This is a genomic window from Streptomyces rubrogriseus, assembly GCF_027947575.1.
In the GTDB taxonomy this organism is placed as follows: domain Bacteria; phylum Actinomycetota; class Actinomycetes; order Streptomycetales; family Streptomycetaceae; genus Streptomyces; species Streptomyces rubrogriseus.
Window position 1 is genome coordinate 8,188,764 of record NZ_CP116256.1, and the last position, 25,028, is coordinate 8,213,791.

Below are 25,028 nucleotides of genomic sequence, written 5' to 3' on the forward strand. Positions count from 1 at the left end.
TGAATTGACTCCCGCTCAACTATGTTCTTTCCCACGGTGTGCAGGGGGATGTGCTCATGGGGTCCGCGACGGGCGGGCCGCGCAACCGGGCCCGTTCCACGCACTCCGGCTTTCGATGGCGGGGAGTGTCTCCGGGGGGAGACGTCATTACCGGGGGATTGTCTATGCATGTTCAGGATTCTCATTGGTCGTCCGCGTCGGCCGTCGCGCCCGGCGGTGCGATGAGTACGGCGGCGGGCGGCGCACGCGGGGACGCGGCACGGAGCGCGCCCTTGCGCGTGGACGCCCAGCGCAATCTGGAGCACGTGCTGCGCGCCGCGCGGGAGGTGTTCGGCGAGCTGGGGTACGGCGCGCCGATGGAGGACGTGGCGCGGCGCGCGCGGGTCGGTGTCGGCACGGTGTACCGGCGCTTTCCGAGCAAGGACGTGCTGGTGCGCCGGATAGCCGAGGAGGAGACGGCACGGCTGACCGACCAGGCCCGCACGGCGCTCGGACAGGAGGACGAGCCGTGGTCGGCCCTGTCCCGCTTCCTGCGGACGTCGGTTGCCTCGGGCGCCGGCCGGCTGCTGCCGCCGCAGGTGCTGCGGGTCGGGGTGTCGGACGACGCCGGGGCCGACGGTGGCGTGGGCGGTTCCGGTGGAGCGGCCGCCGGTGATCCGCGGGTGCCGCAGCAGCGGATACAGCCGGGCACCGGCGAGCTGCGGCTGGTGTCCGAGGAGTCCGCCGCGGCCAGGGCGTCGGCCGCCGCCGTCGGAGGTACCGTCTCGGACGCCGCGGGCCCTGTCGCCACCTCTGCCACAGGACCTGCGGCAGGAGCTGTGGCAGGTTCCCTCGCGGGTTCTGTCGCGGGTTCCGTGGTCGGCGACGACGGTGCCGCGGCGCTGCTGGAGGTCGTGGGCCGGCTCGTGGAGCGGGCGCGCACGGCGGGTGAGCTGCGGCCCGACGTGTCGGTGTCGGACGTGCTGCTGGTCATAGCCACGGCGGCGCCCTCGCTGCCGGACCCGGCCCAGCAGGCGGCGGCCTCGACCCGGCTGCTGGACATCCTGCTGGAGGGGCTGCGGTCGCGGCCGGTGTGAGACGCGGCGACGCCGTCGGGGCCCGTATCTCCTTCCCCGAACGGCTGAGCGTTATCACCGCGGCGCGTGAAGTCCGCACAGACGAGTGACGACCGGCACAGGGGGGTCCTGAACAAAAGCCAATATGGCACGCTGACCCGGTGTTCGGACTGGCTGGGCAGGTTGGCGGGGGCTTTCCGCGATGAGTGTTGACGGGCGGGACGGTTCACTCGGTGACGGCGAGAGCGGTCCCGGTGACGTCGGGACCGGCGCGGGCCGGGGCGGCCGCACCGGGGACGGTGACGCCCGGGCGGGCGGCTCGCCGCAGGTGCCGGGCCAGGGCGGTCCGCCCCGTGCCGGGCGGGACGCCGCGCCCGTGGCGGACGGCGGCCGGGGCCTGGCCCGGGACGGCGGCCGCGAGGGTACCGGCGAGGACGAGCGCCCCGCGGGGACCGGCGTTCCGGCCCAGCGCGAGCTGCACGAGGACAGCGTCCTGCCGCCGCCGCGCGACCTGTACGACGACGGCATCCTGCCGCCGCCGCGCGAGCTTCCGGCGTCCGACGCCGAGCTGATCGGGCGGATGCGCTCGGGCGACGACACGGCCTACGAGGAGCTGTACCGGCGCCACGCGGACGCGGTACGCCGGTATGCGCGCACCTGCTGCCGGGACGCCCACACCGCGGACGACCTCACCGCCGAGGTGTTCGCCCGCATGCTCCAGGCGGTGCGCGGCGGTTCGGGGCCCGAGCACGCCGTACGCGCCTACCTGCTCACCGCGGTCCGGCGGGTCGCCGCCGGCTGGACCCGGTCGGCCGGGCGGGAGCAACTCGTCGAGGACTTCGCGGTGTTCGCCGCGCAGGCCGCGCACACCGCGAAGGTGCCGGACGACGACACCCTGGAGCTGGGCGCCGACGTCCGCGCCATGCACGAGGCCGAGCAGTCGATGGCCATGCGGGCGTTCCGGTCGCTGCCGGAGCGGTGGCAGGCCGTGCTGTGGCACACCGAGGTCGAGGACGAGTCGCCGAGCGAGGTGGCCATGCTCTTCGGGCTGGACGCCAACGGCACCCGTGTCCTGGCCAGCCGCGCCCGCGAGGGGCTCAAGCAGGCCTACCTCCAGGCCCACGTCAGCGATGCCCTCGCCACCGACGAGGAGTGCGCCCGCTACGCCGACCAGCTCGGCACGTACGCCCGCGGCAGGCTGCGCGTCCGGGCCGAACGCGGGCTGCGCAAGCACCTGGAGGAGTGCGCGAGGTGCCGGCTGGCGGCGACCCAGATCAAGGAGGTCGCGAGCGGCATTCCCGCCGTGGTGCCCGTCGCGGTCATCGGCTGGTTCGGTGTCGCCGGGTACGCGAAGGCCGCGGGGCTCATCGCCGGGGGCGCGGGCGCGGGTGCGGCGGGAGCCGCGGGCGCGGCGGCCGCGGCGAGCGGCGGTACGTCCGGCGGAGCGGGCGCCGGGGCCGGTGCGGCGGCCTCCGAGGGGCTGGGCGCGCCGGTGAAGGCGGGGATCGCGGCCGGTGTGGTCGCGGTGGCCGCAGCCGCGGCGCTGGCCCTGGCCCTCATCGGCGACGACACCCCGGACAAGGAGCCGCCGAAGGCCGCCCCGCCCGCCTCCTCACCGGTGGCGCAGCCCGCCCCGGACACCCCCACGCCCTCGACCCGACCGCCCCGGCCACCCGAACCGGTGGCGGCCCCAAGCCCACCCCCACCCCCACCCCGACACCGAAGCCCACCCCGAAACCGACCCCCACCCCCACCCCGACTCCCCCGCCGAAGCCGAAGCCGGAGCCGACCCCCACCCCGACACCTCCCCCGTCCCCTCCGTCCTCACCGCCACCCGTCCCGACCGTCTACCAGTGGAGCGAGCTGGCGTACGACGTGAGCGGCGACGGCACCGGTCCCGAGATGCGGCTGGCCGGAAGCAGCTGGGTGTGGCAGCGCTCCGACCTGTCGGTCGACGACGTGTCGTACGCACACGGCGTCACCGTCAACGGACGCTCCTCGGTCACCATCGACCTCAACCGCGAGTGCTCGGCCTACGACGCGCTGGCCGGCGTCGACGACCTGACGATGAAGCTGGGCAAGGTCCACTTCTCGGTGTACGCGGACGACGTCCGGCTGTGGAACTCGGGGATGGTCAAAGGCGGGGACCCCGCGGTACCGGTCCACGTGGACATCACCGGACGCGAGACGCTGCGGCTGGTGACCGAGCCGCACAGCCACTTCGACTCGTTGGCGCTCGCGGACTGGGCCCAGTCCCGCTTCACCTGCGCGTAGGAGCCTGCGGAACCGGCCGCCGCACCGCCGTCTCCAGCTCGCCGACGACGTCCCCGGGCGTGAGGCCGGCGCCCGCGGCCACTTCGGCGGCGTACCGCTTCGGGCCGAGGACACCGCGGGCGGCGGCCTCGGCCCGCTCGGCGTGTGCCCGGTCCGGCATGGGGCGCGGGCGGTCGCCGCGCCAGTGTCCGGCCGCGCCCAGCAGCCGCACCGCACGGGCCTGGTCGCCGAGGTCGCTCAGCAGTCCGGCCGCGCTGTCCACCAGCGTCGCGAGGACCAGCTCGGCGCACCGCTCCTCGACGGCCGTCCGCAGGGTGCCCGTCAGCACCGGCAAGGCGGCGCCCGGGCCCGACTCGCCCGCCGTCACGAGCGCGTCCACCAGCCCCAGCATCGCGAGGAACTGCGGCGGCGGCGTGCCGCGCAGGCACTCCTCGCGGCCCGCCTCCCACAGGACGCGGGCCCGCGCGAACTCCTCGTCGACCACCGCGAGCCCGGCCCGCAGCATCAGGACGAAGGCCTTGGAGTCCACCACGCCGTACCGGTCGGCCGCGGCTCCGGCCTCGTCGAGTACCCCGAGCGCCGTGCCGTGGTCCCCCTCGCGGTAGGCGATCTCGGCGAGCCGGGCGATGAGGAACGGCGCCTCCGCGAAGGCCCCCACCTCCTCGGCGAGCCGCAGTGCCTCCGCGTACTCGGCCCTGGCCTCCTCGTAGCGGCCGCGCACCATGGCGGCCTCGCCGAAGGCGCTGCACACCTGGGCCTCCACGAGGCGGTCGCCGACCCGACGGCTGAGCACACGCATCTCCGCCAGGTCGGCGTCGATGCCCGCCGGCGTGCCCGAGATGTCGACCACCGCATGCGTACGGAACATGAGACTGGCGGCGATCTCCCACTCGCCGCCGTAGGCACGGCAGTTGGCGACGGAGGCGTCCATGGAGGCCTGGACGTCGCCGGAGTCGCTGACGAAGAACTCGGTCAGCGGCCAGATGAGACCGGGCACCCGGGCCGCTTCGGGGCCGCCCGCCGCGAAGTGGTCCCGCACCCGCCGGACGTAGCGCCGCATGCGCTCGTCCAGCAGCCCCTCCCTCGGCGCGGTCTCGAAGGTGAGGAGGATGTGCATCATCCGCACCTGCATGCGCGACGCGTGCAGCGGATGCGTCGGACCGCCCCCGCTGCCGTCCAGGAGCGCGCCGACGTGGTCGGCGGCAGCGGTACGCCGTGCGAGGACGTCCGCCCCCGGCGCCCGCCCGCCGCCCTCCACGTCCAGGGCGGTTCCGAGGCGCAGCACCCGGTCCAGCCACCTGACGCCTTCGTGCCGGTAGTTGCGCAGCCACCAGAACCAGCCCATGGCGAGCGCGAGGGCCGCGGCCTCCGGCTCGTCGCCCGCGGTGAGGGAGCGGTCGAGGGCCGCGCGGATGTTGTCGTGCTCGGTCTCCAGGCGGGAGATGTACGGCAGTTGCCCGGCCGAGCGCAGCTGCGGGTCGGCTTCCCGGGCCAGGGCGCGCGCCCACGCGCGGTGGGCGCGTTCGGCGGCGTCGCGCAGCCCGGGCGTCTCAGCGGCGCGTTCCCCGGCGTACTCGTGAATGGTCTCCAGCAGGCGGTAGCGCATGGCGGAGCCGTCGGCGCCCGGGCCGGCGACGACGAGGGACTTGTCGACGAGGGCCCCGAGGAGGTCCGCGGCGGGCCCGGTGCCCACGGCCTCCGCGGCCGCCAGGTCCCAGCCGCCCGCGAAGACCGACAGTTCGCGCAGCAACGTGCGTTCCGCCTCGTCGAGGAGGTCCCAGGACCAGTCGACGACCGCGCGCAGCGTCTGCTGGCGGGGCAGGACGGTACGGCTGCCCGAGGTGAGCAGGCGGAAGCGGTCGTCGAGCCGGTCGGCGATCTCCCGCGGGGTGAGCAGCCGCAGCCGGGCGGCCGCCAGCTCGATGGCCAGCGGCAGTCCGTCGAGGCGTCGGCAGATCTCGGCGACCGCCTCCTCGTCGCGCAGGACCGTGTCCGCGTCGGGGCGCACGGCGCCGGCGCGCGCGGTGAACAGGCGCTGCGCCTGCTCCTGGGTGAGCGGCTCGACCGGTCGCACCGACTCGCCGGGCACGCCCAGGGGTTCCCGGCTGGTGGCGAGGACGGTGAGGCCCGGACACCGGGTCAGCAGGGTCTCGACGAGCCGGGCCGCCGCGCCGATGACGTGTTCGCAGTTGTCGAGGACCAGGAGTTGGCTGCGCGGGGCGCAGTACTCGACGAGCAGGGCGACGGGGTCGTCCTGCACGGCCGGCCGGTCGCCGGTCAGCAGCACGGTCTCGCGCAGCCCGAGGGCGTTGACGACCGCGCCGGGCACCGCCTCCGGCCGGTCGAGCGGGGCCAGCTCGACGAGCCATGCCTGCTCGAGCCCGGCGGCGGCCTCCTCGGCGAGGCGGGTCTTTCCGGATCCGCCGGGTCCGGTGAGGGTGACGAGGCGGGCCCCGGGCAGTTCGGAACGGAGGGCGTCGAGTTCGAGTTCCCGCCCCACGAAGGTGGTCAGCCGAGGCCTGATGTTGCCCTTGCGGCCGCCGGAGGGGGCCCGCTCGGCTGCCGGGGTGGGCCGCCGAGCGCCGCCGGTGCCGAGCAGTTCGGCGTGCAGGGCGCGCAGCCCGGGGCCGGGTTCGGTGCCGAGGCCCTCGGCGAGGGTGCGGCGGGCGCTCTCGTAGGCGGCCAGGGCGTCGGCGTCGCGACCGGAGGCGCGCAGGGCGGCGATGAGGAGGGCGTGCAGCGGTTCGTCGTAGGGGTGCGCGGTGGTCAGTTCGCGCAGCCGCGGTACGGCGTCGTGGGCGTCACCGAGCCGCAGACCGGCCTCGATACGGGCGCGGGTCGCCTCCAGGCGCAGGGCGTCGGGTCCGGCGGCGTGCCCGGGGAGGTCGGCCAGGGCGGGGCCGCGCCAGAGGGCGAGCGCCTCGTCCAGCTGCCGGGCGGCGGTCGCGGCGTCGCCGTGCGCGAGGGCGGTGGTGCCTCCCCGTACGAGGCTCTCGAAGACGAACAGGTCCACGTCGTCGCGGGTCGTCGCGAGCCGGTACCCGCCGGGGGCGGAGGCGACGGCCTCTTTGCCGACGGTACGGCGGAGGCGGCCGACCAGGGCCTGGAGGGCGGCGGGGGCGTCCAGCGGGGGGTCGTCCTCGGCCCAGACCTCGTCGATCAGCGTGGCGGGGGTGACGACGTCGCCGGGGCGCAGGGCGAGGGCGGTGAGCAGCGCGCGCAGGCGGGGACCGCCGGGGTTGACGACGGTGCCGTGGTCCTCCGTCTGGGTGACGCCCAGGATTCTGTACCGCACGGAGTCATTGTCCCCGCACCGGTGCGGTGCGGGCACCCGGCGCCGGCGCGATCAGTGGCCCTGGGTGATCCTGGCACCCGGCGTGGGTGCGGGCACGAGGAGAAGCGCGGCCCGGCGTTGCGGGAGGCCCCCCACTCTCTGCTTCGCTCGAGCGGGGGGCCTCCACCGCCCACCCGTGCCGCCTGGGGGCACCTCCCAGGCCGTTCAGGCACTGGGGGAGGCACGACTGCCCGCGGCTGCGGCGCCGCGGGCACCCGCCTCAGACCCGTCGCACGACCGCCCCGGCCCCGCCCAGCGCCCCCGCTGCGGCGCGATGCCCGCGGGTACCGCGCGTTGGCGGGCCGGGGTGCCGGTCCAGCAGGTGCCGCGGCGGGCCAGCAGGCGGCCGAGCCACAGCTCCAGCGAGACGAGGTCGGCCAGTCCGTCCAGCGGCAGCGGCTCACCCGCGGCCGCCGCCCGCACCGCCTTGCGCACGACCCGCGCCTCCACGAGCCCCGCCTCCGCGAGCAGCGGCCGGTCGAAGAGCCCCAGCAGGGAGTCCGCGGCGACCCGCAGCCCCGTCCGCGCCGTGGAGGCCGCCAGCGCCTGCGTGGGCGCCCCCCACCCGCTCGGCAGCTCGCTCACCCCCGCCCCCTCCAGCACCGTCCGCAGAATCGCCGCCCGCGCCCCCGGCTGCACCCGCAGCGCCTCCGGCAGGGCCCGGCAGGCCCGGACGACCTGGTTGTCCAGGAACGGCGTGTGCAGCCGCTGGAAGCGGATCTCCGCGGCCTGCTCCAGCACCCGCACCTCCGCCGCCTGCCGAGCCAGCGCCGCCCGCGCGCGGAAGTCCCCCGGACGCTGCCCCGGCCCCACCCCCGACCGCTGCGAGGACGTCTGAAGGCGAACCGATACTTCAGCCAGCGCCTCTCCGGTCAGCCACCGCGCCGCCGGCCCCGCCCCGGCCCAGGTCAGCGCGGCCAGAGAGGCGTCCATCGCCCCGTCGCCCGGCGGATCGAACCGTCTGCGCAGCAACCGCTCGGCGAGCACCTCGAGCCCGCTCCGGTACGGCGTGCGCGCCAGCCGCCGCGCCGCCCCGTACACACGCGCGGGGACCAGGACCGACCCGTCGGCCTTGGCCAGTGCGGCGACCGGCCGGACCAGATGGCGCCGCTTGCGGTCCATGAGCAGGTCGGCGAGGCGCGCCGGATGCGCGTCCAGCACCTGCCGGGCCCCGTACCCGGTGAAGTGGTCCGCGCTGCCCGCCGCCAGCCGCGCCCGGTGCCGCGCCGCGGCGACCAGGGACGAGCCCGGTTCGTCGGTCAGCGGCCCGTCCAGCGCGGCGTACGGCAGCATGTCCTCGCCGCCGGTGACCACCACGTGGTGCAGCCGCGGGTTGGCCGCGAGCGCCCCCGCCCGCGCCAGCTCGGGCTCCTGTCCGCCGACGGCGAGGTCGTTGAAGGTGACGGCCAGCAGCCGCTCCCCCGCCCCGGTCCCGTGCCCGAGCACGGTCCCCGGCATCCCAGGCAGCCCGGCCGCCAGCAGTGCCAGCGTGCCCGAGGCCGGCCCGCCGGACAGGTCGGCCCCGATCCCCGGCACCGGCATCCCCCGCGCCGCCCGCCGCTCCGCGGGCCCCATGCCCGGGACGGGCCCGGGGTCGATGCCGTCCCCGGGGACGTGCCGCGGCGCGGCGAGCCGGGTGCGCACCGCGTCCACCAGGGCGTCCCGCACGCCGTCCACCGCACGGTCGGGGTCGGCCGAGGGCGCCGCGACGGCGAGCGAGGCCACCGGTTCGTACCCGGCGATCTCCCGCGCCCCGGCGCGCAGGATCAGCGCGTGCCCCGGCGGAACACGCTTCACGCCGTCGTACGGGGTGGAATCGTCCAGCGCGGCCGGCACGTCGGGCGTGGCGAGCAGCGCGGCGAGGTGGCCGAAGTCGAGGTTGGCCTCGACGAGGTCGGCCAGCGGCAGTGCGGCGGTCGCGTAGGCGGTGCCGGACGCCCAGGGGGTGTGGAAGACCGGCCGCGCGCCCGCGAGGTCGCCGCAGACGGTGATCCGCCGCCCCACCTGGACGACGGCCGTGTAGCTGCCGGGCCACGCCGTCAGATGCCGCAGCGCGCCCCCGCGCGCGGCGAACAGCGCGACCCGCAGCTGCTCGTCGCTCGCACCGCAGATGCCGAGCACGGCGATCCGGGTCTGCGCGTCGGCGGCGACGACGCGCACCTCGTCGGGACGCCAGTCGCCCACCGCCCAGAGGGGATCGGGGTCGCCCCACAACGGCTGGGCGCCCACGGGCTGCACGGTCTCTCCGTCGTAGCCGGTGGCACCGGCGGAGCCGGCCGCGCCGGCGATGCCCGCTGCTCCTGCTCCCACGGCGGCGCTGCTCCACCCCACCAACCACCGCATCGACGCCTCCACAGGCTGGGGACAACCAGTGCACGGTACGAACTGGTTCCCCATGCTGCCATGAAGGGCGCGCCACAGAGCGTCGGCGGAGCCGCGTGTGCTCCGCGAGTGCGCCCCGCGGAGACTCACGCGAGAACGCCGGGACATCGCCGCGGGACCGTCACCTCCCGTTCTCCCGCGGCGAAGACGACGCGAATGCGCCCCCGCGACGCGCCCTTTGGCTCCCCAACGCGCCCTCAACTCCCATGGTGAGGGCGGTTGTACCCCGAAATCACCAGCGGTGATTTTCAGCCAAATCGGCGTCACGCGGCCACACTCGAACACGCTCCGTACAAACTCCGCGCACCGTCCGTCAGTTCACCGGCGGCGCGCAGTCCGGGGGACGGGACTCGTCCCCCGGACCGGTCCGCCGCCCGCGGGGATGTAGGCGGCGGCGTCCCCCAGCCCACTGGATCCAGTACAGCGGGCCGACCCACGCACCGCCCATGGAATCGCTCCCGCCGTGGCCGGAGAAGAGCGCACGCACGGGCGCACGGCCACACATCAGGAGCACGCGGCAACGGACCGTACATACACCGCACTTGAGTACGGACCACAATCCCGCCATCCGGAACAATGCCTCTTAACGCCTGGGATGCGGCGAACTACGCTGGGTTTACGAATGCCGCGTGGTTATGCCAGCGCGGCAGCCGTCTGTGTCGAGGGGTGGCGCATGTCCAGGGAGCAACGCGGGCCGAACGAGAAGCTCGGCGCCGTTCTCGCCCTCGCGGGAATCAGCAACGCAGGACTCGCCCGGCGCGTCAACGACCTCGGCGCCCAACGCGGGTTGACACTTCGCTACGACAAGACGTCGGTGGCGCGCTGGGTGTCGAAGGGCATGGTGCCCCAGGGCGCCGCGCCGCACCTCATCGCGGCGGCCATAGGCCAGAAGCTCGGCCGCCCGGTGCCGCTCCACGAGATCGGTCTGGCGGACGCGGATCCCGCCCCCGAGGTGGGCCTCGCCTTCCCGCGGGACGTCGGCCAGGCGGTCAGGTCCGCCACCGAGCTGTACCGTCTCGACCTCGCCGGCCGCCGCACCGGCGGCGGCATCTGGCAGTCGCTCGCCGGTTCGTTCGCGGTGAGCGCTTACGCGACGCCCGCCTCCCGATGGCTGATAACCCCGGCCGACAGCTCGGTGGCGCGCGAGGTGAGCCCGGCGGAGGGCTCCGGCGCACCGCTCAAAGTCGGCCACAGTGATGTGCAGAAACTGCGCGAGGCCGCCGAGGACGCCCGGCGCTGGGACTCCAAGTACGGCGGCGGCGACTGGCGCTCCTCGATGGTCCCCGAGTGCTTACGCGTCGAGGCGGCTCCGCTCCTCCTCGGCTCCTACTCCGACGAGGTCGGCCGCGCCCTGTTCGGCGCCTCGGCCGAGCTGACCCGGCTGGCCGGCTGGATGGCCTTCGACACCGGCCAGCAGGAGGCGGCCCAGCGGTACTACATCCAGGCCCTGCGCCTGGCCCGCGCGGCGGCCGACGTCCCGCTCGGCGGTTACGTCCTCGCCTCCATGTCCCTCCAGGCGACCTACCGCGGTTTCGGCGACGAGGGCGTGGACCTCGCCCAGGCCGCCCTGGAGCGCAACCGCGGCCTGGCCACGGCCCGTACCATGAGCTTCTTCCGCCTGGTCGAGGCCCGCGCCCACGCGCGCGCGGGCGACGCGGTGGCGGCCGGCGCCGCCCTGAAGGCCGCCGAGAGCTGGCTGGAGCGCGCCCGTCCCGGCGACAGCGATCCGACGTGGCTGGGTTTCTACTCCTACGACCGGTTCGCCGCCGACGCGGCCGAGTGCTACCGCGACCTGAAGGCACCGCGTCAGGTCCGCCGCTTCACCGAGCAGGCCCTGTCGAAACCGACGGAGGAGTTCGTACGCTCGCACGGCCTCAGACTCGTCGTCTCGGCGGTGGCCGAGCTGGAGTCCGGCAACCTGGACGCGGCCTGCGAGCAGGGCGTGCGGGCGGTCGAGGTGGCCGGGCGCATCTCCTCGGCCCGTACCACCGAGTACGTGAAGGACCTCCTGCACCGCCTGGAGCCCTACGGCGACGAGCCGCGCGTGGTGGAACTGCGCGAGCGCGCCCGCCCGCTGCTGGTGACCCCGGCCTGATCGCCCGATCGCCCGCCCCCGGCGGGTTTGAGGGCGTTGTCAGTGGCGCAGTGCACTATCGAAGCGGGAGGTGGGCCGGGAAATGGAAGAAGTGCGGGCCGGGCTCGTTCGGAGCACCGTGTACGACTGCGACGTGCTGGTGATCGGCGGCGGGATCGTCGGCCTGTCCACGGCGTACGCGATCACGCGCGCGGCACCGGGCACCCGGGTCACGGTCCTGGAGAAGGAGCCGGGCCCCGCCCGCCACCAGACGGGCCGCAACAGCGGGGTCATCCACAGCGGTGTCTACTACCGCCCCGGCTCCCTCAAGGCGCGCTACGCGGTCCGGGGCGCCGCCGAGATGGTCAAGTTCTGCGCCGAGTACGGCATCGACCACGCGGTCACCGGCAAGCTGATCGTCGCCACCGACCGCGCCGAGCTGCCCCGCCTGCACGCCCTCGTCCAGCGCGGCCGGGAGAACGGCATACCGGTGCGCGAGCTGAGCGGCGCCCAGATCCAGGAGTACGAGCCCGAGGTGCGGGGCCTCGCCGCCATACACGTCGGCACCACCGGGATCTGCGACTACGGCGCCGTGGCCCGGCAGCTCGCGCGGGCGTCCGGGGCGGAGATCCGCTACGGCGCCGAGGTGCACCGCGTCGACCGGCGCCCCGGCCTGGGCGTCGCCGTCCGCACCCGTACCGGGGACGTGCTCCGGGCCCGGGCCCTGGTCAACTGCGGCGGGCTGCACTGCGACGAGATCGCCCGGCTGACCGGCGACGACCCGGGCATGCGGATCGTCCCGTTCCGGGGCGAGTACTACGAGCTGGCGCGGCCGGAGCTGGTGCGGGGGCTGGTGTATCCGGTGCCGGACCCGGCCTTCCCGTTCCTCGGCGTGCACCTGACCCGGGGCATCGACGGCGGCGTCCACGTCGGGCCGAACGCGGTACCGGCGCTGGCCCGGGAGGGATACGGCTGGGGCGTGGTGCGCCCCCGCGAGCTGGGCGCCACCCTGGCCTGGCCGGGTTCGTGGCACATAGCCCGGCGGCACTGGAGATACGGCGCGGGCGAGCTGCGCCGGTCGCTGTCCAGGAGCGCCTTCACGGCCGCGGTCCGCAGGCTGCTGCCGGCGGTGACGGAGGACGACCTGGTCGCGGCGCCCGCCGGGGTCCGGGCGCAGGCGGTGCTCGCGGACGGCACGCTGGTGGACGACTTCCTGATCAAGGAGGGCGCCCACGCGGTGCACGTCCTGAACGCGCCGTCGCCCGCGGCGACCGCGTCCCTGCCCATCGGCCGGGAGGTGGCCCGCAGAACGCTGGCGATGCTGGCGGACTAGGGCCCACCGGGCGCCCAGCGGGGCGGGCTAACCGCGCCCGGGAGCGCTGCTGCCCTCGTACGAGCCGAGGCCCTCGATCAGGGCGACGAGGGCCGGGTCCCCCGCGAAGCGCTCGGCGTGGATCTGCCGGATGCGGTCGCCGGTGGCCGGGTCCTCGTCGTCGGTCAGGTCGTGGGAGACCATGTGCCGCACCAGCGGCAGCCCGATCTCGTCGACCCGCCGGTGCAGCGGGGCGTGCATGTACGCCCGGTAGCCCTCGATGTCCTCGACGGCGAACATCGCTCCGTAGTCGAAGTCGCCGCCCACGTCGCGGCCGACCGTCCAGTACGTGACGGCATCGATCTCGCGCCCCATCCTGCGGAGCATCTCAAGGGCTTCCTCGACCTTGTCCCGGGGTGCGTCGGGTCGCATGGCAAGGCGGATCTGGTGGTGAATCACGGTGTCTCTCCCCACGGGCACGACTGTCGCTTCAGCCAATCGCTTACGTTATAGACTCTAACTACATCTACAGGCAGTCGCAACCACGTGCGCGGTCTAAAATCGACGCATTGTGTCTGACTCCCACCACACCCCCGAGGCCGCATCCGCCTCCCTGCGGCACGTCCGCGCCAAGGGCGAGCCCCGCTTCCCCGACGGGCCGAAGGCCGATCCCGCCGGGTCGCACTTCGAGCGGCGGATCCGCAGCTTCCAGCCCCGGCGGAGCCGGGTGACCGCCGGGCAGGCGGACGCGCTGCAACGGCTGTGGCCGGTATGGGGCCTGGACATCGACGGCCGGCGGGTCGTCGACCTCCCCGAACTCTTCGGCAACGCCCGCCCCGTCGTCCTGGAGGTCGGCTTCGGCATGGGCGAGGCCACCGCCCGGATGGCCGCCGCCGACCCGGACACCAACATCCTCGCCGCCGACGTCCACACCCCCGGCCAGGGCAACCTGCTCGGCCTCGCGGAGCGACGGGAGCTGTCCAACATCCGGGTGGCCAACGGCGACGCGATCATCCTGCTGCGCGAGATGCTCGCCCCCGACTCCCTCGCCGGGCTGCGCGTCTACTTCCCCGACCCGTGGCCGAAGAAGCGGCACCACAAGCGCCGGCTGATCCAGCCGGAGTTCCTGACCCTGGCCGCGACCCGGCTCGCTCCGGGGGCCGTGGTGCACTGCGCCACCGACTGGGAGCCGTACGCCGAGCAGATGCTCGACGTGCTGAGCGCGCACCCCGACTTCGAGAACACCGTGCCCGGCGGCGGATTCGCGCCACGCCCCGAGCACCGGCCGCTGACCCGTTTCGAGGGCCAGGGACTGGACAAGGGACATGTGGTGAACGACCTGCTCTTCCGTCGCGTACAGCACAAGGAGCCGCTCCCCAACGGTTAGGGTCCTGCCGTGGCCACCTGTCCCCCGTATCCGACCCATGTGCACCGGCATACGCACTGGTGGCAGCGGGCCTGGGTCCGTTACGGCGCGCTGATCACCCTGCTCGCGCTCTCCGGCCTGGTGATCCTGGCCCTGGTGCGCGAACAGACCGGCACACAGGGGTTCCTGGTGGGGCTGGGCCTGGCGGTGCTGCCGGTGCCGCTGCTCATAGCCGCCTTCCGCTGGCTGGACCGGGTGGACCCCGGCCCCTGGCGGAACCTGCTCTTCTGCTTCGCCTGGGGGGCCTGCGCGGCGGCGCTGATAGCGATCGTCGCCAACAGCTTCGCGACCCGCTGGATAGCCACCGCGACCGCCGACCCGGCGAGCGCGGACACCCTGGGCGCCACGGTCATAGCGCCGGTCGTCGAGGAGTCCGCCAAGGCCGCCGCCGTCCTCCTGGTCTTCCTCTTCCGCAGGCGGGACTTCACCGGCATCGTCGACGGCGTGGTCGTCGCCGGGGTCACCGCGACCGGCTTCGCCTTCACCGAGAACATCCTCTACCTGGGCACCGCCTTCGGCACCGACCAGCTCACCGGCGACAGCGGCATCGCCTCCGTCACCGCGGCGACCTTCTTCGTGCGGGTCGTGATGTCGCCGTTCGCGCACCCGCTGTTCACCGTGCTCACCGGCATCGGCTTCGGGATCGCCGCGCTCTCGACCGGCCGGCACCGGCTGCGCCGGGCGCTGCTCCCGCTGGCCGGGCTGCTGCTCGCGATGGGCATGCACGCCCTGTGGAACGGCTCGGCCGCGTTCGGCGAGTACGGCTTCTTCGCCGTGTACGCGGCGTTCATGGTGCCGTCCTTCGGCCTGCTGACCTGGCTGGTGATCTGGACCCGGCAGCGCGAACTGGGCACCGTACGGGCCGAGCTGCCCGCGTACGTCATGGCCGGATGGCTCACGCCCGCGGAGCCGTACGCGCTCGGCTCGATGCGGGCCCGCCGGATCGCCCGGCAGTACGCCCGCCGGCACGCCGGGAAGGAAGGGGCGCGGGCGGTGGCGCGGTACGAGGCCTGCGCGACCTCGGTGGCGTTCCTGCGGCGGCGGGGCCGCCGGGGCAGGGCGGGCGCCGACTTCGCCGTACGGGAGCGGGCGCTGCTGGACGCCCTGTGGCACCTGCGGGACCTCGCCCGCCCGGCCCTGGAGCACGCGGCCCGCGCCACCGCCCCGCCGCCCGTGCCGGTGCCGCCGTGGGCGTATCCGTACGGCGGGACGCACGGCGCGTACGGCACGCACGGCGCGTACGGCCTCCGTGCGGCATCCGGTCCCCACGCCCCGCAGGTCCCCTACGCCACACAGGCCCCGCACTATCCGTACGTGCCGCCGTACCAGCCGTACGCCCCGCCCGGCCCGCACTGGCCGTAGGTCCGCGACGCGACGGCCGGCCGCTCAGGCGGACGCCCGGGTGAGCCTCCCGATCTCGTCCTCCGTCAGGCTCAGCTCGGCCACGCCCAGCAGCGCCGGCAGCTGTTCCACCGTGCGCGCGGAGGCGATCGGCGCCGCCACCGTCGGCCGGGCGGCCAGCCAGGCGAGGGCGACCGTGGCGACGGGAGCCTCGTGGGCCGCGGCGATCTCGTCCAGGGCGGCCAGCACCCGGCGGCCCCGCTCGGTCTCCAGGTGCCTGGCGGCACCGCCCGCCCGCGGGCTGTCCACCTCCGTGCCGGGCCGGTACTTGCCGGTGAGGAAGCCGGCCGCGAGGGCGTAGTACGGCACGGCGGCGAGACCCGCCTGCTCGGCGAGGTCGCGCAGTTCGCCCTCGTACGTGTCGCGGGAGACCAGGTTGTAGTGCGGCTGGAGGGCGACGTACCGGGCCAGGCCCTCGCGGTCGGAGAACTCCAGGGACGCCGCGAGCCGTTCGGCGGAGATGTTGGAGGCGGCGATGTGCCGCACCTTGCCGGCCTTCACCAGTTCGTCGAGCGCGCCGACGATCTCCTCGACCGGCACCTCGGGCTTGTCGAAGTGGGTGTAGTACAGGTCGATGTGATCGGTGCCCAGGCGGCGCAGCGAGGCGTCGGCCGCGGCCTTGATGTTCGCGGCGGACAGGCCCGGGTACTCGGGGTGCTGGCTGACCTTGGTGGCGAGGACGACGTCATCCCGGTTGCCGCGGGCCGCGAACCACTCGCCGAGCACGGTCTCGGACTCGCCGCCGCTGTTGCCGTCGACCCAGGCGGAGTAGGAGTCGGCGGTGTCGACGAAGTTGCCGCCGGCCGCCGTGTAGGCGTCCAGGACGGCGAAGGACCGGTCCCGGTCGGCGGTCCAGCCGAAGACGTTGCCGCCGAGGGCGAGGGGGAAGACCTCGAGGTCGGAGGAGCCGAGCTTGCGCAGAGAAGTCATGTACGGACTCAACGACCGCACCGGAGCGGGCGATTCCGGCAGGCGCGCAAAATCCCCGCAAACCGGCAGCCCTGGCGTCGGGGGGTCGCCGTCAGGACCGCCGGGGATCAGCGGGGCGCGTCGAAGGCGGGGCGGATCAGGGGGTGAGCCCCTTGCTCTGCAGCCAGGCCATCGGGTCGATGCCGGTGCCGCCGTCGGTGTGGACCTCGAGGTGGAGGTGGGCGCCGGTGACGTTGCCGGTGGCGCCGACGCGGCCGATGACGTCACCGGTGGCGACCTTCTGGCCGACGCTGACGTTGATGGAGGACTGGTGCGCGTACCAGAGCTCGGTGCCGTCGTCGAGGGTGAGCACCGTCTTGTAGCCGTACGACCCGTCCCAGCCGGCCGACGTGATGGTGCCGCTGTGCACAGCCTTGAGCAGCGTGCCCGTGGGGGCGGCGAAGTCGAGGCCGGTGTGGTGACCGGAGGACCAGAGGGAGCCGGCCTGGTTGAACGTGGAGGAGATCGTGTACGAGGAGGTCGGCAGCGTGTACTGCTTGGCCAGCTTCGCGAGCCGTTCGGCCTCGGCCTTCTTCGCGGCCTCCTCCTCCGCCTTCTTCTTGGCGGCGGCGGCCTTCTCCTCGGCCTCCTTCTCCGCCTTGGCGGCGGCTTCCGCGGCCTTCTTCTCCGCCGCGGCGGCGGCCTCGGCGGCGGCCTTGGTCTCGACCTGCGCCTGCTGCTGCTCGGCCTGCGCCATGATCCGGGCCCGCAGCGACTCGCCGGCGCCGGTGGTGTCGGTGCCCTCCGCGCTGTCGGCGGCGACCGCCTGGGTGATGCCGCTGAGCGGGGTGGCGGAACCCTCGGGCTCCGGCTCCTCGTCACCGCCGGGCATGAGCGAGCCCACGTTCGGCAGGTCCGGCATGGAGATGGACACCGGGGGCTTGCCGGTCTGCGCGCTGGCCATGCCGCCCGCTCCGACGGCGGCTATGACACCGACGCCGAGGACGGTGGAGCTGCGGGCGAGTCCGCCGCGCTGCTTGGCCACGCGGTGCCGGCCGCGTACGGGGCGGATGGATTCCGCGGTGGGATTCCACTCCTCCCAGGGACCCTCTTCGGCGCGGTAGCCGTCGTAGCCGAAGGTGTCGGTGCCGTGCCCACTGGGCGCGGACGGGGCCTCGGGGGCAGGCCGGTTTGACGCCACGTGGGCGTACTCCTTTCCTTCCTTTCGCCTACCGGGTTAGCTGACGGGTTCGGAGCAGGAAGGTCTCCTACGGGTGTCTGCCGACCGTGTTCCCACGGCGGCATACGCCCGATTCACCCCAATGTGGTGGTTCCCCGGTTCCCTTGCGGGATTCGGCGCGTGCGCACGGAGCCGCCTTCTGTGACGGCTGGGACGACCGCGCTGCGTTATCGAACGTTAATAGACGCGAGGCTCCGATTCCAAGCCGTTCCTCTTGATCATTACCGAATACGGCCGGGACGTACGCCTCACGACCGGTGAAAACCGGGCGAGTTGACCAGGCCTCGGTATTCCCCTTCGCGGCACTTTCTTCTGACGTTGTATCAGTTGTTATGCGGAGGGAGGTCGCGCTGTCACGGCTCGTGACAATGATCATGGTCGGCGCGCCGGGGACGCCGGACGGCGAGCAGCGCCATGTCGTCCGCCATGCCGCCCCCGGAGTGCCGGCGCACGTCCTCGGCGAGGGTGTCGAGCAGGGTCGCCGGGTGCGGGAAGACGCGGCCGGCCAGCCGCGCCTGCGGATCGTAGAACTCGCCCTTCGCGTCCCGGGCTTCGGTCAGTCCGTCGGTGTAGAGCAGCAGCGTGGCGCCGCCGGGGAAGGCGACCTCCTGCGCCCGGTCGGGCCATACGCCCAGCTCGCCCATGCCGAGCGGCAGCGCCGACTCCTGGGCGGGCAGCGGGCCGAGGGTTCCGTCGCCGTGGAGGAGCAGGGGCGGCGGATGGCCGCGGTTGACGATGCGTACGGTGCCGTGGCCGTGCGGGAGTTCGGCGAGGACGGCGGTGGTGAAGCCCTCGAAGGCGTCCAGTCCGTCGCGCCGGGTGCCCTCGCGCGCCAGCGCCCGCTCCAGGCGCTGCGCCACCGCCTCCAGCGTCGCCTCCTGCTCGGCCGCCTCCCGGAAGGCGCCGATCACGACGGCGACGGCGGCCACCGCGCCCATGCCCTTGCCGCGCACGTCCCCGACGATCAGCCGGACGCCGCGGGCGCTGTCCTGCACGGCGTACAGGTCGCCGCCGATGAAGGCGTCGGCCTGCGCGGCCTCGTAGCAGACGGCGATCTCGAAGCCGGCGATCCGCTCGGCGGGTTCGGGCAGGACGGCGCGCTGGGCGGCCTCGGCGATCTCGCGGACGGAGACGAGGCGCTCGCTGCTGCGGCGGACCATGCCGTTCACGAGGACGGCGAGCACCGCGACCGTCGCGATGGTGATCAGCTCGGTGAGGGAGTCGACGTAGTGGATGACGCCCTTGCCGAGTTGCAGTCCGATGACCGCGACGACCACGGCGACGCCGGTGAGCGCCGTGCCGCGCCGCGAGTAGAGCGGGGCGGCGACCAGGGGCGCGGCCGTGTAGAGGGGCCCGGCGGTGAAGTACCTCGGGGTGAAGATGTCGTACAGGATGGCGACGACGATCAGCAGCACGGGGAGCGCGTGCACGAAGGTCCGCCCGTACCCGGTCCGCCGGCGTGGCGGTGGCCCGGAGGGCGGCACGGCCGGCGCCTCGTCGCCGAGGCCGAGACCCGGGTCGGGCACGGGGTCGCCGGGGAGCCGTCCGCCGGCCCTGGCGGCCGCTCCCTCGTCGTCCACGTCACCTGGCCGCACCACTCGTCTCCCGCCGCCCCGTACGTCCGCGCCGCTTGCCGTCCCGCACTCCAGGGTTCCGGGGGCGGGGACGGGCGGCGAGCGGTGAGGGGCCGACCGGATGACACGGGGCACCTGCGGAAACGCACCGAGGGCCGGAACCCTTTCGGATTCCGGCCCTCGGCCTTCAGTAGCGGGGACAGGATTTGAACCTGCGACCTCTGGGTTATGAGCCCAGCGAGCTACCGAGCTGCTCCACCCCGCGTCGTTGTGTTCACCACTGTACGTCATCCCGGGGGCGGAATGCACATCGGTATCTCGGCGCCCCGCTCTCCCTACCCCTCCAGGTGGCGGTTGGGTGCCTTCGCCCGCTGCGCGTACTCGGCCAGTACGACGACGGCGGCACCCGCGGCGGTGAGCACCCCGCTGCCGTCCGCCCCCGCCACGAAGGTGTCCGGCTCCCGCCAGGCGGTGACGACGCGGCGCACCCCGGCGTCGAGGATGAGCCGGGCGCAGGGCGCGGGCCGGGAGGCCCGGCGGGCACACGGCTCGAGGCTGCTGTAGACGGTGGCGCGGGCGAGCCGCGGGTCCTCCGGGTCCACCTTGGCGAGCGCGGCCTCCTCGGCGTGCACGACCGGATCACCGCCCTCCCGCGAGTACCCGCGCGCCAGCTCGCTCCCGTCGGCGGCGACCACGACCGCCCCCACGCTGAACGCGGTGTCCGACGGCGGACACAGCTCGGCCAGCTCGCAGGCGAGCGCCAGCCAGTGCCGGTCGGCGGCGGCGACGCGGTCACCGGTGCCGGGTGCGGTCGGCAGGTACCGCATCAGCACCACGTCCTCGATCCGCCGCGTCTCGACCAGCCGCAGCCGCCCGCCCTGGTAGGCGCCGGGCCCGAACAGCCGGGGCGCGGCCGGGTCCCCGACCAGGAGCGGCGCGAGGACGAGCTGAAGCTCGTCGGCGAGTTCCTGCTGGAGCAGCTGGGTGTGGACGGTCCCGCCCCCTTCGACCATGAGCCGCCGCACCCCCCGCCGGTCGTGCAGGTACTCCAGCGCGGCGTGCCAGTCGAGGTCCGGCCCCAGGGACACCACATCGGCACCGATCCCGAGCGCGCGGGCCCGCCGGGCACCGTCGTCCGTGGTCAGCAGCACCTTCTCCCCGCCCGTGTGCCAGAACCGCGCCGCCGGGTCCAGCTCGCCGCTGCCGCTGACGGCGACCTTGAGCGGGTACTCCGCCCGTCCGTCCGCGACCCGCGCCGCCCGCCGCTCGGCCGAGTTCACCAGCAGCCGCGGATTGTCGGCCCGGACCGTCCCGCCGCCGACCAGGATCGCGTCCACGGAGGCCCGCACCTCGTCGACCCGGTCGAAGTCGGCGGGGCTGGAGAGCAGGAGTCGTTCGGGCCCGGTGTCGTCCAGGTATCCGTCGAGGGAGACGGCGGCGGAGAGGAGGACGTGGGGAAGGGGCATGGGTGGCACTCCGGGAGGCAGACGGGCGGCGTGTTCCGGCGGGCACACACTAGGCGCCGCTCCCGTTCCTACGGTCCACCATGGTCCACGGACAGGCGCCGCCCCCTCGACTCCGCCACCCGCAGCGCGTCCGCGAGGCACTCGGCCAGACGGATCGCGGTGTAACGGACCTCCGCGTTCGGGGACACCGGGTCGTCCAGGACGCCGCGCGCCGAGCGGAGTACGTCCAGCCCCTCGGCGAGCTGCCGGACCTCCGTCTCGTCGGCGAGCCGGGACACGAATCCGCTGCCGTCGCCGGGAGCGAGGAAGCAGGGCTTGCCCTCGGCCGACAGCCAGGGCAGCAGCCGTAGCGCGGTGTGCGGTGTCATCACGCGGCCGCCTTCCGCGCGCCGACGACGTGCTGGTCCAGGTCGATGCCGAAGTCGGCGGCGAGCACAAGGGCGAGGCGGCGGTGCCGCTGTCGGTCCAGTTCCTGCTCGTGGGCGGCGAGGTAGGGGCGGACGAGGCGGGAGGCGGCGCCGTCGAGGGGGAGGTGACGGCAGTACGGGGAGTGGTGGAGCGGGAGGAGGACGGGAGCGGTGGGGCGAGGGGTGCTCCGGGCTCGGTGGCGTGGGGCCCCCGCGCGGTGCGTTCCGGTGCCGGGGCCGAGGAGAAGGGTCAGCCAATGGGCGATGCGGTGGATAAGGTCGTGCATGTCGACGCTCCTGGTAAGCGTTGGCCGTGCCCCGGGGCCCTGCCAGGCCGCCGGGGTCTCTCATGGATGACTGTGCACCCGGACGCATTAGGTAGCAATAGGAAGCATACGGATGCACCCATACGTGGTAGAGCGCTAGTCGTCGCTTTAACGTGCAGGCATGGCTGACGAGCGCGACTGGAGACCCGACCTGGCAAGTCACGTCTACGTGTACGTGCAGGTCGTGCACCACATCGCCGAAGAGATTCGGACGGGACGACTGCCCGTGGGCGCACGTCTCCCTGCGGAACGTGATCTCGCGGAGCAGTACGGCGTGGCCGTGAATACCGTCCGTCGGGCTGTACGCGAGCTGCGCGAACAAGGACTCGTCATCACCGTGCCCATCAAGGGAACCTTCGTGCGCGCGGAGAAGCCCTCCGGCTGACTCCCCGCCTTGACTCTCCAGTGGCTGGAGACCGCAGGGTGGGCTCATGAACGGCGCGACGCCCCCGCACTCGATCGGTGAACTGTCGGCCCGTACCGGCGTGTCCGTACGGACGATCCGGTTCTACTCGGACACCGGACTGCTGCCTCCCACCGACCGCACCCCGGCCGGCTACCGCCGTTACGGCGAGGCGGCGCTGGACCGGCTCCACCTCATCTGCGTCCTGCGGGAGCTGGACGTCGATCTGAGCACGGTCCGCCGCGTCCTGGACGGTGACCTGACCGTCGCCGAGGTCGCCGCCGCGCACGCCGACGCCACCGCCCTGCAGATCCGCGCGCTGCGGCTGCGGCACAGCGTGCTGCGGCTCGTCGCCCGGCGCGACGCCACCCCGGAGGAGACAGTTCTCATGCACCGGATCGCCCGCCTCACCTCCGACGAACGACGGCGCGTGATCGCCGACTTCATCGCCGCGCTGGAGGCCGGCACACCCCACGCCCGCGACGCCGCCGCCGCCCTGCGCACCGCCCTGCCCGAACTCCCCGACGAACCCTCCGACGCCCAGCTCGCCGCGTGGGTGGAGCTGGCCGAACTCGTCGCCGACGACGGCTTCCGCGGGCGCATGGCCCGTGCGGCCCTCCCGCCCGCCGACGAGGACGTGTTGCCGGGGCTGGCCCCCGAGGCGGTGGCGGAACTCATCCCCTTCGTCCGGCAGACCGTCGCCGGGGCCAGAGCGGCGGGCATCGACTCGGAGGGGGACGAGGCCGCCCCGGTCGTCGACGCCGTGGTGGCGCGCATCGCCGCCGTACTCGACCGTCCGGACGGCCCGGAGCTGCGGGAGTGGCTGGCCGGGCGGTTCGCGGCGGGGCACGACCCGCTGGTCGAGCGGTACTGGCGCCTGGTCTGGACCCTCAACGACTGGCAGGTCGTCCCCGGTCACCTGCCCTTCCAGCCCTGGATGGTCCAGGCCCTTCGCCGGCCCGGCCGGTTCAGCCCTAGTCGCCGTTGACCCACGCGAGCAGGCGGGCGCGCTTCTTGTAGGAGCAGGGGGCGTATTCGGCACCGGCCGTGTCGTACGTCTGCGGGCCGCCCAGGAGGTCGTACCCGTAGTCGCTGGGGCCGTACTCGCCGTCCCGGTAGCCGTCCAGGTCGTCGGCCCAGTCGAGGAGGCCGAAGTCCAGCAGGCCGAAGTCGATGTCGAGGTTGTCGAAGTACCGGCCGGGGTCGGCCGGTTCCACCGGCGCGGGGCGGCCGTCCGCCCCGGCGGCGAGCCGGTCCTCGACGCAGCCGTCGGACCGCACCGGCTGGCCCAGCCACCACCCGGCCAGGAACACGGCGTACAGCGTGGTGACGACGCCGAGGCGGCGCAATGTCATCCAGGCGGGCATCCGGCTCTACTCCCAGCCGCCGTCGAACCAGGCTCGGAGACGGGGGCGTTCGCCCATGTCGTTGGTGCAGGCGACGGCGTAGGAGGTGAACGTCAGGGACATGACTTCACGGGTCTGCACCGTGTAAGCGTCTGCTAGCGAGCTGTGACCCGGATACGCCGACGGCGGCGGAATCGGGCTGTACGCGGGCGCGGGGGTGGGAGACGGTCCGGGGCGGTACCGCTCGGCGGCCCGGTCGAGGGCGGCCCGGTCGACGTGGCACTCGGGGGTCACGGGCTGCCCCAGGTACCAGCCCGCGACGAACACGCCGTAGACCACGGCGGCGGCGCCGAGACGGCGCGGGGTGACTCGGCGGGGCCGCAGGTCAACCAGGCTGCCACCGGGGGGAGTTGTGCTCATGCCGGGGGACTTTACCCGTCGGTCCGACGGCCCCGGTCACGCTCTCTTCGTCCGGGGGACGGAGAAGGCGCCCGCGGCGGCCGCCAGCACCGCTGCCGCCGCCGCCCGTTCCGGGAGTCGCGGGTCGGGATCGGCGCGCAGGAGTACCAACTGGTGGTAGAGCGGCGCCGTGGCGGCGACGAGCAGGCCGCGGGCGTCCAGGTCCGTTGCGGCTCGCGCGCCTCGTGCGCCTCGTTCGGGGAGTTCACCCCGCTCGACGGCGCGCTCCACGAGGATCTCGCACTGTGCGTACCGGTCCGCCCACAGTCTCGTCTGGGCCCGCGCGGCCTGCTCGGAGTGGAACGACGCCGCCATCAGCGCGACGGCGAAGGACGGCCGTACGACGAGGGACTCCTGGATCTCCCGGTTGAGCGCGGTCAGATCGCCGCGCAGGGAGCCGGTGTCCGGCGGCTGCCAGTCCATCTCGCCGGCGGCGTCGATGACGTCGACGAGCAGCCCGCCCACGTCGCGCCAACGCCGGTAGACCGTGGTGCGGTGCACTCCCGCGCGGGCGGCGACCCCCTCCACGGTGAGCCCCTCGTGCCCGGCCTCGGCGAGTTCGGCGCGCACCGCGTCGAGGACCTGGGCGCGGACGCGGGCGGTACGGCCGCCCGGACGGCGCTCGGGCGCCCCGGCTGCCGGCTCCGTCGAATCTGTCGCGTCTGTCGAGTCTGTCGAATCCGTCGAATCCGTCATCGGCCGTCCGTTATCCGTTTGATCGATACGACTGGTCGTGCCACCCTCCTAACGCTACACCTGTCGCACTAGTGGTCCGCCGAGAGGATCCGCCTTGCCGATGCCTGCCGCCCCCGCCGACCCCACCGTGCTCCACCCGATGCCCGAACAGCCCCGGGTCGTACTGCTCAAGCCCCTGGTGAAGTCCCCGCTGATCGAGGTCGGCGACTTCTCCTACTACGACGACCCGGACGACGCGACCGCCTTCGAAACCCGCAACGTGCTCTACCACTACGGGCCGGAGAAGCTGGTGATCGGGAAGTTCTGTGCCCTGGGGACCGGCACGCGCTTCATCATGAACGGCGCCAACCACCGCATGGACGGCCCGTCCACCTTCCCCTTCCCCACCATGGGCGGCTCCTGGGCCGACCACTTCGACCTGCTCACCGGCCTGCCGAACCCGGGGGACACCGTGGTGGGCAACGACGTCTGGTTCGGCAACGGCGCCACCGTGATGCCCGGAGTCCGCATCGGCCACGGCGCGATCATCGCCACCGGGGCGGTGGTGACGAGCGACGTGCCCGACTACGGCATCGTCGGCGGCAACCCGGCCCGTCTGATCCGAACGCGCCACCAGGAGCGGGACATCGCCCGACTGCTCGCGGTGGCGTGGTGGGACTGGCCCGTGGAGCAGATCACCGAACACGTCCGGACGATCATGTCGGGCACCGTCACGGAGCTGGAAGAGGCCGCCACACGGACGAACAGGACCCCAGCTCAGTCCTGCGGTGAGCCGGGGTCCGACGAGTAGGCCCTGTGGGACTCGAACCCACAACCAATGGATTAAAAGTCCACTGCTCTGCCAATTGAGCTAAGGGCCCAGGCGGTGTGTCGCGCGGTGCTGCGTGATGTTGCCACACCGAGCATAGCCCGCCGCGGCCGGGACGCCGATCGGGTATCGGCGT

Annotated in this window: 20 protein-coding genes, 2 tRNA genes, 1 pseudogene and 1 riboswitch; of the genes and pseudogenes, 9 read left to right on the forward strand and 14 right to left on the reverse strand. The window is 74.0% G+C overall.

Translation table 11 applies throughout. From position 1 onward, the window contains the following. The first annotated feature begins 164 nt into the window (after nt 1-164). Nucleotides 165-1,076 (forward strand): TetR/AcrR family transcriptional regulator, encoded by a 912-nt coding sequence (locus tag Sru02f_RS37000; protein WP_109029003.1) that lies wholly within the window; start codon nt 165-167, stop codon nt 1,074-1,076. A gap of 181 nt (nt 1,077-1,257) precedes the next feature. Further along, nucleotides 1,258-3,329, forward strand: a pseudogene (locus Sru02f_RS37005) (sigma-70 family RNA polymerase sigma factor). Here Sru02f_RS37005 and Sru02f_RS37010 read toward each other — a convergent pair. Next, nucleotides 3,316-6,624 (reverse strand): BTAD domain-containing putative transcriptional regulator, encoded by a 3,309-nt coding sequence (locus Sru02f_RS37010; protein WP_174854970.1) that lies wholly within the window; start codon nt 6,622-6,624, stop codon nt 3,316-3,318. The pseudogene Sru02f_RS37005 and the gene Sru02f_RS37010 sit on opposite strands and share 14 nt — an antisense overlap. 204 nt (nt 6,625-6,828) lie before the next feature. Then, nucleotides 6,829-9,006, reverse strand: coding sequence for an asparagine synthase-related protein (locus tag Sru02f_RS37015; RefSeq protein WP_373103700.1), 2,178 nt, complete (start codon nt 9,004-9,006; stop codon nt 6,829-6,831). Nucleotides 9,007-9,718: 712 nt separating this feature from the next. Here Sru02f_RS37015 and Sru02f_RS37020 point away from each other — a divergent pair. Both Sru02f_RS37020 and lhgO read left to right on the forward strand, forming a co-directional pair. Then, nucleotides 9,719-11,140 carry an MFS transporter gene (locus tag Sru02f_RS37020; protein WP_003974859.1) on the forward strand — a complete coding sequence of 474 codons (1,422 nt, stop codon included), beginning with the start codon at nt 9,719-9,721 and terminating at the stop codon, nt 11,138-11,140. 82 nt (nt 11,141-11,222) lie between these two features. Then, nucleotides 11,223-12,452, forward strand: coding sequence for an L-2-hydroxyglutarate oxidase (gene lhgO, locus Sru02f_RS37025; RefSeq protein WP_164270615.1), 1,230 nt, complete (start codon nt 11,223-11,225; stop codon nt 12,450-12,452). 27 nt (nt 12,453-12,479) lie between these two features. On the opposite strand, the gene Sru02f_RS37030 is transcribed toward lhgO, so the two are convergent. After that, nucleotides 12,480-12,911 carry a Dabb family protein gene (locus tag Sru02f_RS37030; RefSeq protein WP_331478582.1) on the reverse strand — a complete coding sequence of 144 codons (432 nt, stop codon included), beginning with the start codon at nt 12,909-12,911 and terminating at the stop codon, nt 12,480-12,482. A 91-nt stretch (nt 12,912-13,002) separates the two neighbouring features. On the opposite strand from Sru02f_RS37030, the gene trmB reads away from it, so the two are divergent. Together trmB and Sru02f_RS37040 are read left to right on the forward strand one after the other, a co-directional pair. After that, nucleotides 13,003-13,818: a tRNA (guanosine(46)-N7)-methyltransferase TrmB gene (gene trmB, locus Sru02f_RS37035; RefSeq protein WP_109029009.1), complete on the forward strand. Its 816-nt coding sequence runs from the start codon at nt 13,003-13,005 to the stop codon at nt 13,816-13,818. Nucleotides 13,819-13,827: 9 nt separating this feature from the next. Then, the gene (locus tag Sru02f_RS37040; RefSeq protein ID WP_109029010.1) at nt 13,828-15,219 is read left to right on the forward strand and encodes a PrsW family intramembrane metalloprotease; all 1,392 of its coding nucleotides are present in this window, start codon (nt 13,828-13,830) and stop codon (nt 15,217-15,219) included. Between the two features lie 24 nt (nt 15,220-15,243). Here the strand turns inward: Sru02f_RS37040 and Sru02f_RS37045 are convergent, their stop codons facing one another. The 7 genes from Sru02f_RS37045 to Sru02f_RS37075 all read right to left on the reverse strand — a co-directional run bounded on the left by Sru02f_RS37045 (nt 15,244) and on the right by Sru02f_RS37075 (nt 21,141). Next, entirely contained in the window at nt 15,244-16,188 is a 945-nt protein-coding gene (locus tag Sru02f_RS37045; RefSeq protein ID WP_109029011.1) for an aldo/keto reductase, read from the reverse strand. A gap of 136 nt (nt 16,189-16,324) precedes the next feature. After that, nucleotides 16,325-17,368, reverse strand: coding sequence for a M23 family metallopeptidase (locus Sru02f_RS37050; RefSeq protein ID WP_109029012.1), 1,044 nt, complete (start codon nt 17,366-17,368; stop codon nt 16,325-16,327). Nucleotides 17,369-17,378: 10 nt separating this feature from the next. Next, nucleotides 17,379-17,536: riboswitch (cyclic di-AMP (ydaO/yuaA leader) on the reverse strand. Between the two features lie 224 nt (nt 17,537-17,760). Next, nucleotides 17,761-18,987, reverse strand: coding sequence for a PP2C family protein-serine/threonine phosphatase (locus tag Sru02f_RS37055; RefSeq protein ID WP_167469253.1), 1,227 nt, complete (start codon nt 18,985-18,987; stop codon nt 17,761-17,763). A gap of 185 nt (nt 18,988-19,172) precedes the next feature. After that, nucleotides 19,173-19,246 (reverse strand) — tRNA-Met (locus tag Sru02f_RS37060). Nucleotides 19,247-19,316: 70 nt separating this feature from the next. Beyond that, nucleotides 19,317-20,447, reverse strand: a complete 1,131-nt coding sequence (locus Sru02f_RS37065) for a dihydrofolate reductase family protein (RefSeq protein ID WP_109029014.1) — start codon at nt 20,445-20,447, stop codon at nt 19,317-19,319. Between the two features lie 68 nt (nt 20,448-20,515). Then, nucleotides 20,516-20,815 carry a hypothetical protein gene (locus Sru02f_RS37070; RefSeq protein WP_109029015.1) on the reverse strand — a complete coding sequence of 100 codons (300 nt, stop codon included), beginning with the start codon at nt 20,813-20,815 and terminating at the stop codon, nt 20,516-20,518. Next, the gene (locus Sru02f_RS37075) at nt 20,815-21,141 is read right to left on the reverse strand and encodes a hypothetical protein (RefSeq protein WP_109029016.1); all 327 of its coding nucleotides are present in this window, start codon (nt 21,139-21,141) and stop codon (nt 20,815-20,817) included. The genes Sru02f_RS37070 and Sru02f_RS37075 overlap by 1 nt, the downstream gene beginning before the upstream one ends. A gap of 160 nt (nt 21,142-21,301) precedes the next feature. Here Sru02f_RS37075 and Sru02f_RS37080 point away from each other — a divergent pair, with 160 nt between their 5' ends. Next, nucleotides 21,302-21,565: a winged helix-turn-helix domain-containing protein gene (locus tag Sru02f_RS37080; protein WP_167469254.1), complete on the forward strand. Its 264-nt coding sequence runs from the start codon at nt 21,302-21,304 to the stop codon at nt 21,563-21,565. A 46-nt stretch (nt 21,566-21,611) separates the two neighbouring features. Then, complete coding sequence (locus Sru02f_RS37085) at nt 21,612-22,571, forward strand: MerR family transcriptional regulator (RefSeq protein WP_109029017.1); 960 nt, start codon at nt 21,612-21,614, stop codon at nt 22,569-22,571. On the opposite strand, the gene Sru02f_RS37090 is transcribed toward Sru02f_RS37085, so the two are convergent. From Sru02f_RS37090 to Sru02f_RS37100, 3 genes are read right to left on the reverse strand one after another with little or no spacing between them, the layout of a single operon-like run. Continuing rightward, complete coding sequence (locus Sru02f_RS37090) at nt 22,558-22,938, reverse strand: hypothetical protein (protein ID WP_244941716.1); 381 nt, start codon at nt 22,936-22,938, stop codon at nt 22,558-22,560. The two genes, Sru02f_RS37085 and Sru02f_RS37090, sit on opposite strands and share 14 nt — an antisense overlap. Nucleotides 22,939-22,956: 18 nt before the next feature. Continuing rightward, nucleotides 22,957-23,349, reverse strand: coding sequence for a hypothetical protein (locus Sru02f_RS37095; protein ID WP_109029019.1), 393 nt, complete (start codon nt 23,347-23,349; stop codon nt 22,957-22,959). A 36-nt stretch (nt 23,350-23,385) separates the two neighbouring features. Continuing rightward, the gene (locus Sru02f_RS37100; protein WP_109029020.1) at nt 23,386-24,084 is read right to left on the reverse strand and encodes a TetR/AcrR family transcriptional regulator; all 699 of its coding nucleotides are present in this window, start codon (nt 24,082-24,084) and stop codon (nt 23,386-23,388) included. A gap of 100 nt (nt 24,085-24,184) precedes the next feature. On the opposite strand from Sru02f_RS37100, the gene Sru02f_RS37105 reads away from it, so the two are divergent. Beyond that, the gene (locus tag Sru02f_RS37105) at nt 24,185-24,874 is read left to right on the forward strand and encodes a CatB-related O-acetyltransferase (RefSeq protein ID WP_174854971.1); all 690 of its coding nucleotides are present in this window, start codon (nt 24,185-24,187) and stop codon (nt 24,872-24,874) included. On the opposite strand, the gene Sru02f_RS37110 is transcribed toward Sru02f_RS37105, so the two are convergent. After that, nucleotides 24,872-24,944, reverse strand: a tRNA-Lys gene (locus Sru02f_RS37110). The two genes, Sru02f_RS37105 and Sru02f_RS37110, sit on opposite strands and share 3 nt — an antisense overlap. Nucleotides 24,945-25,028: the final 84 nt, after the last annotated feature.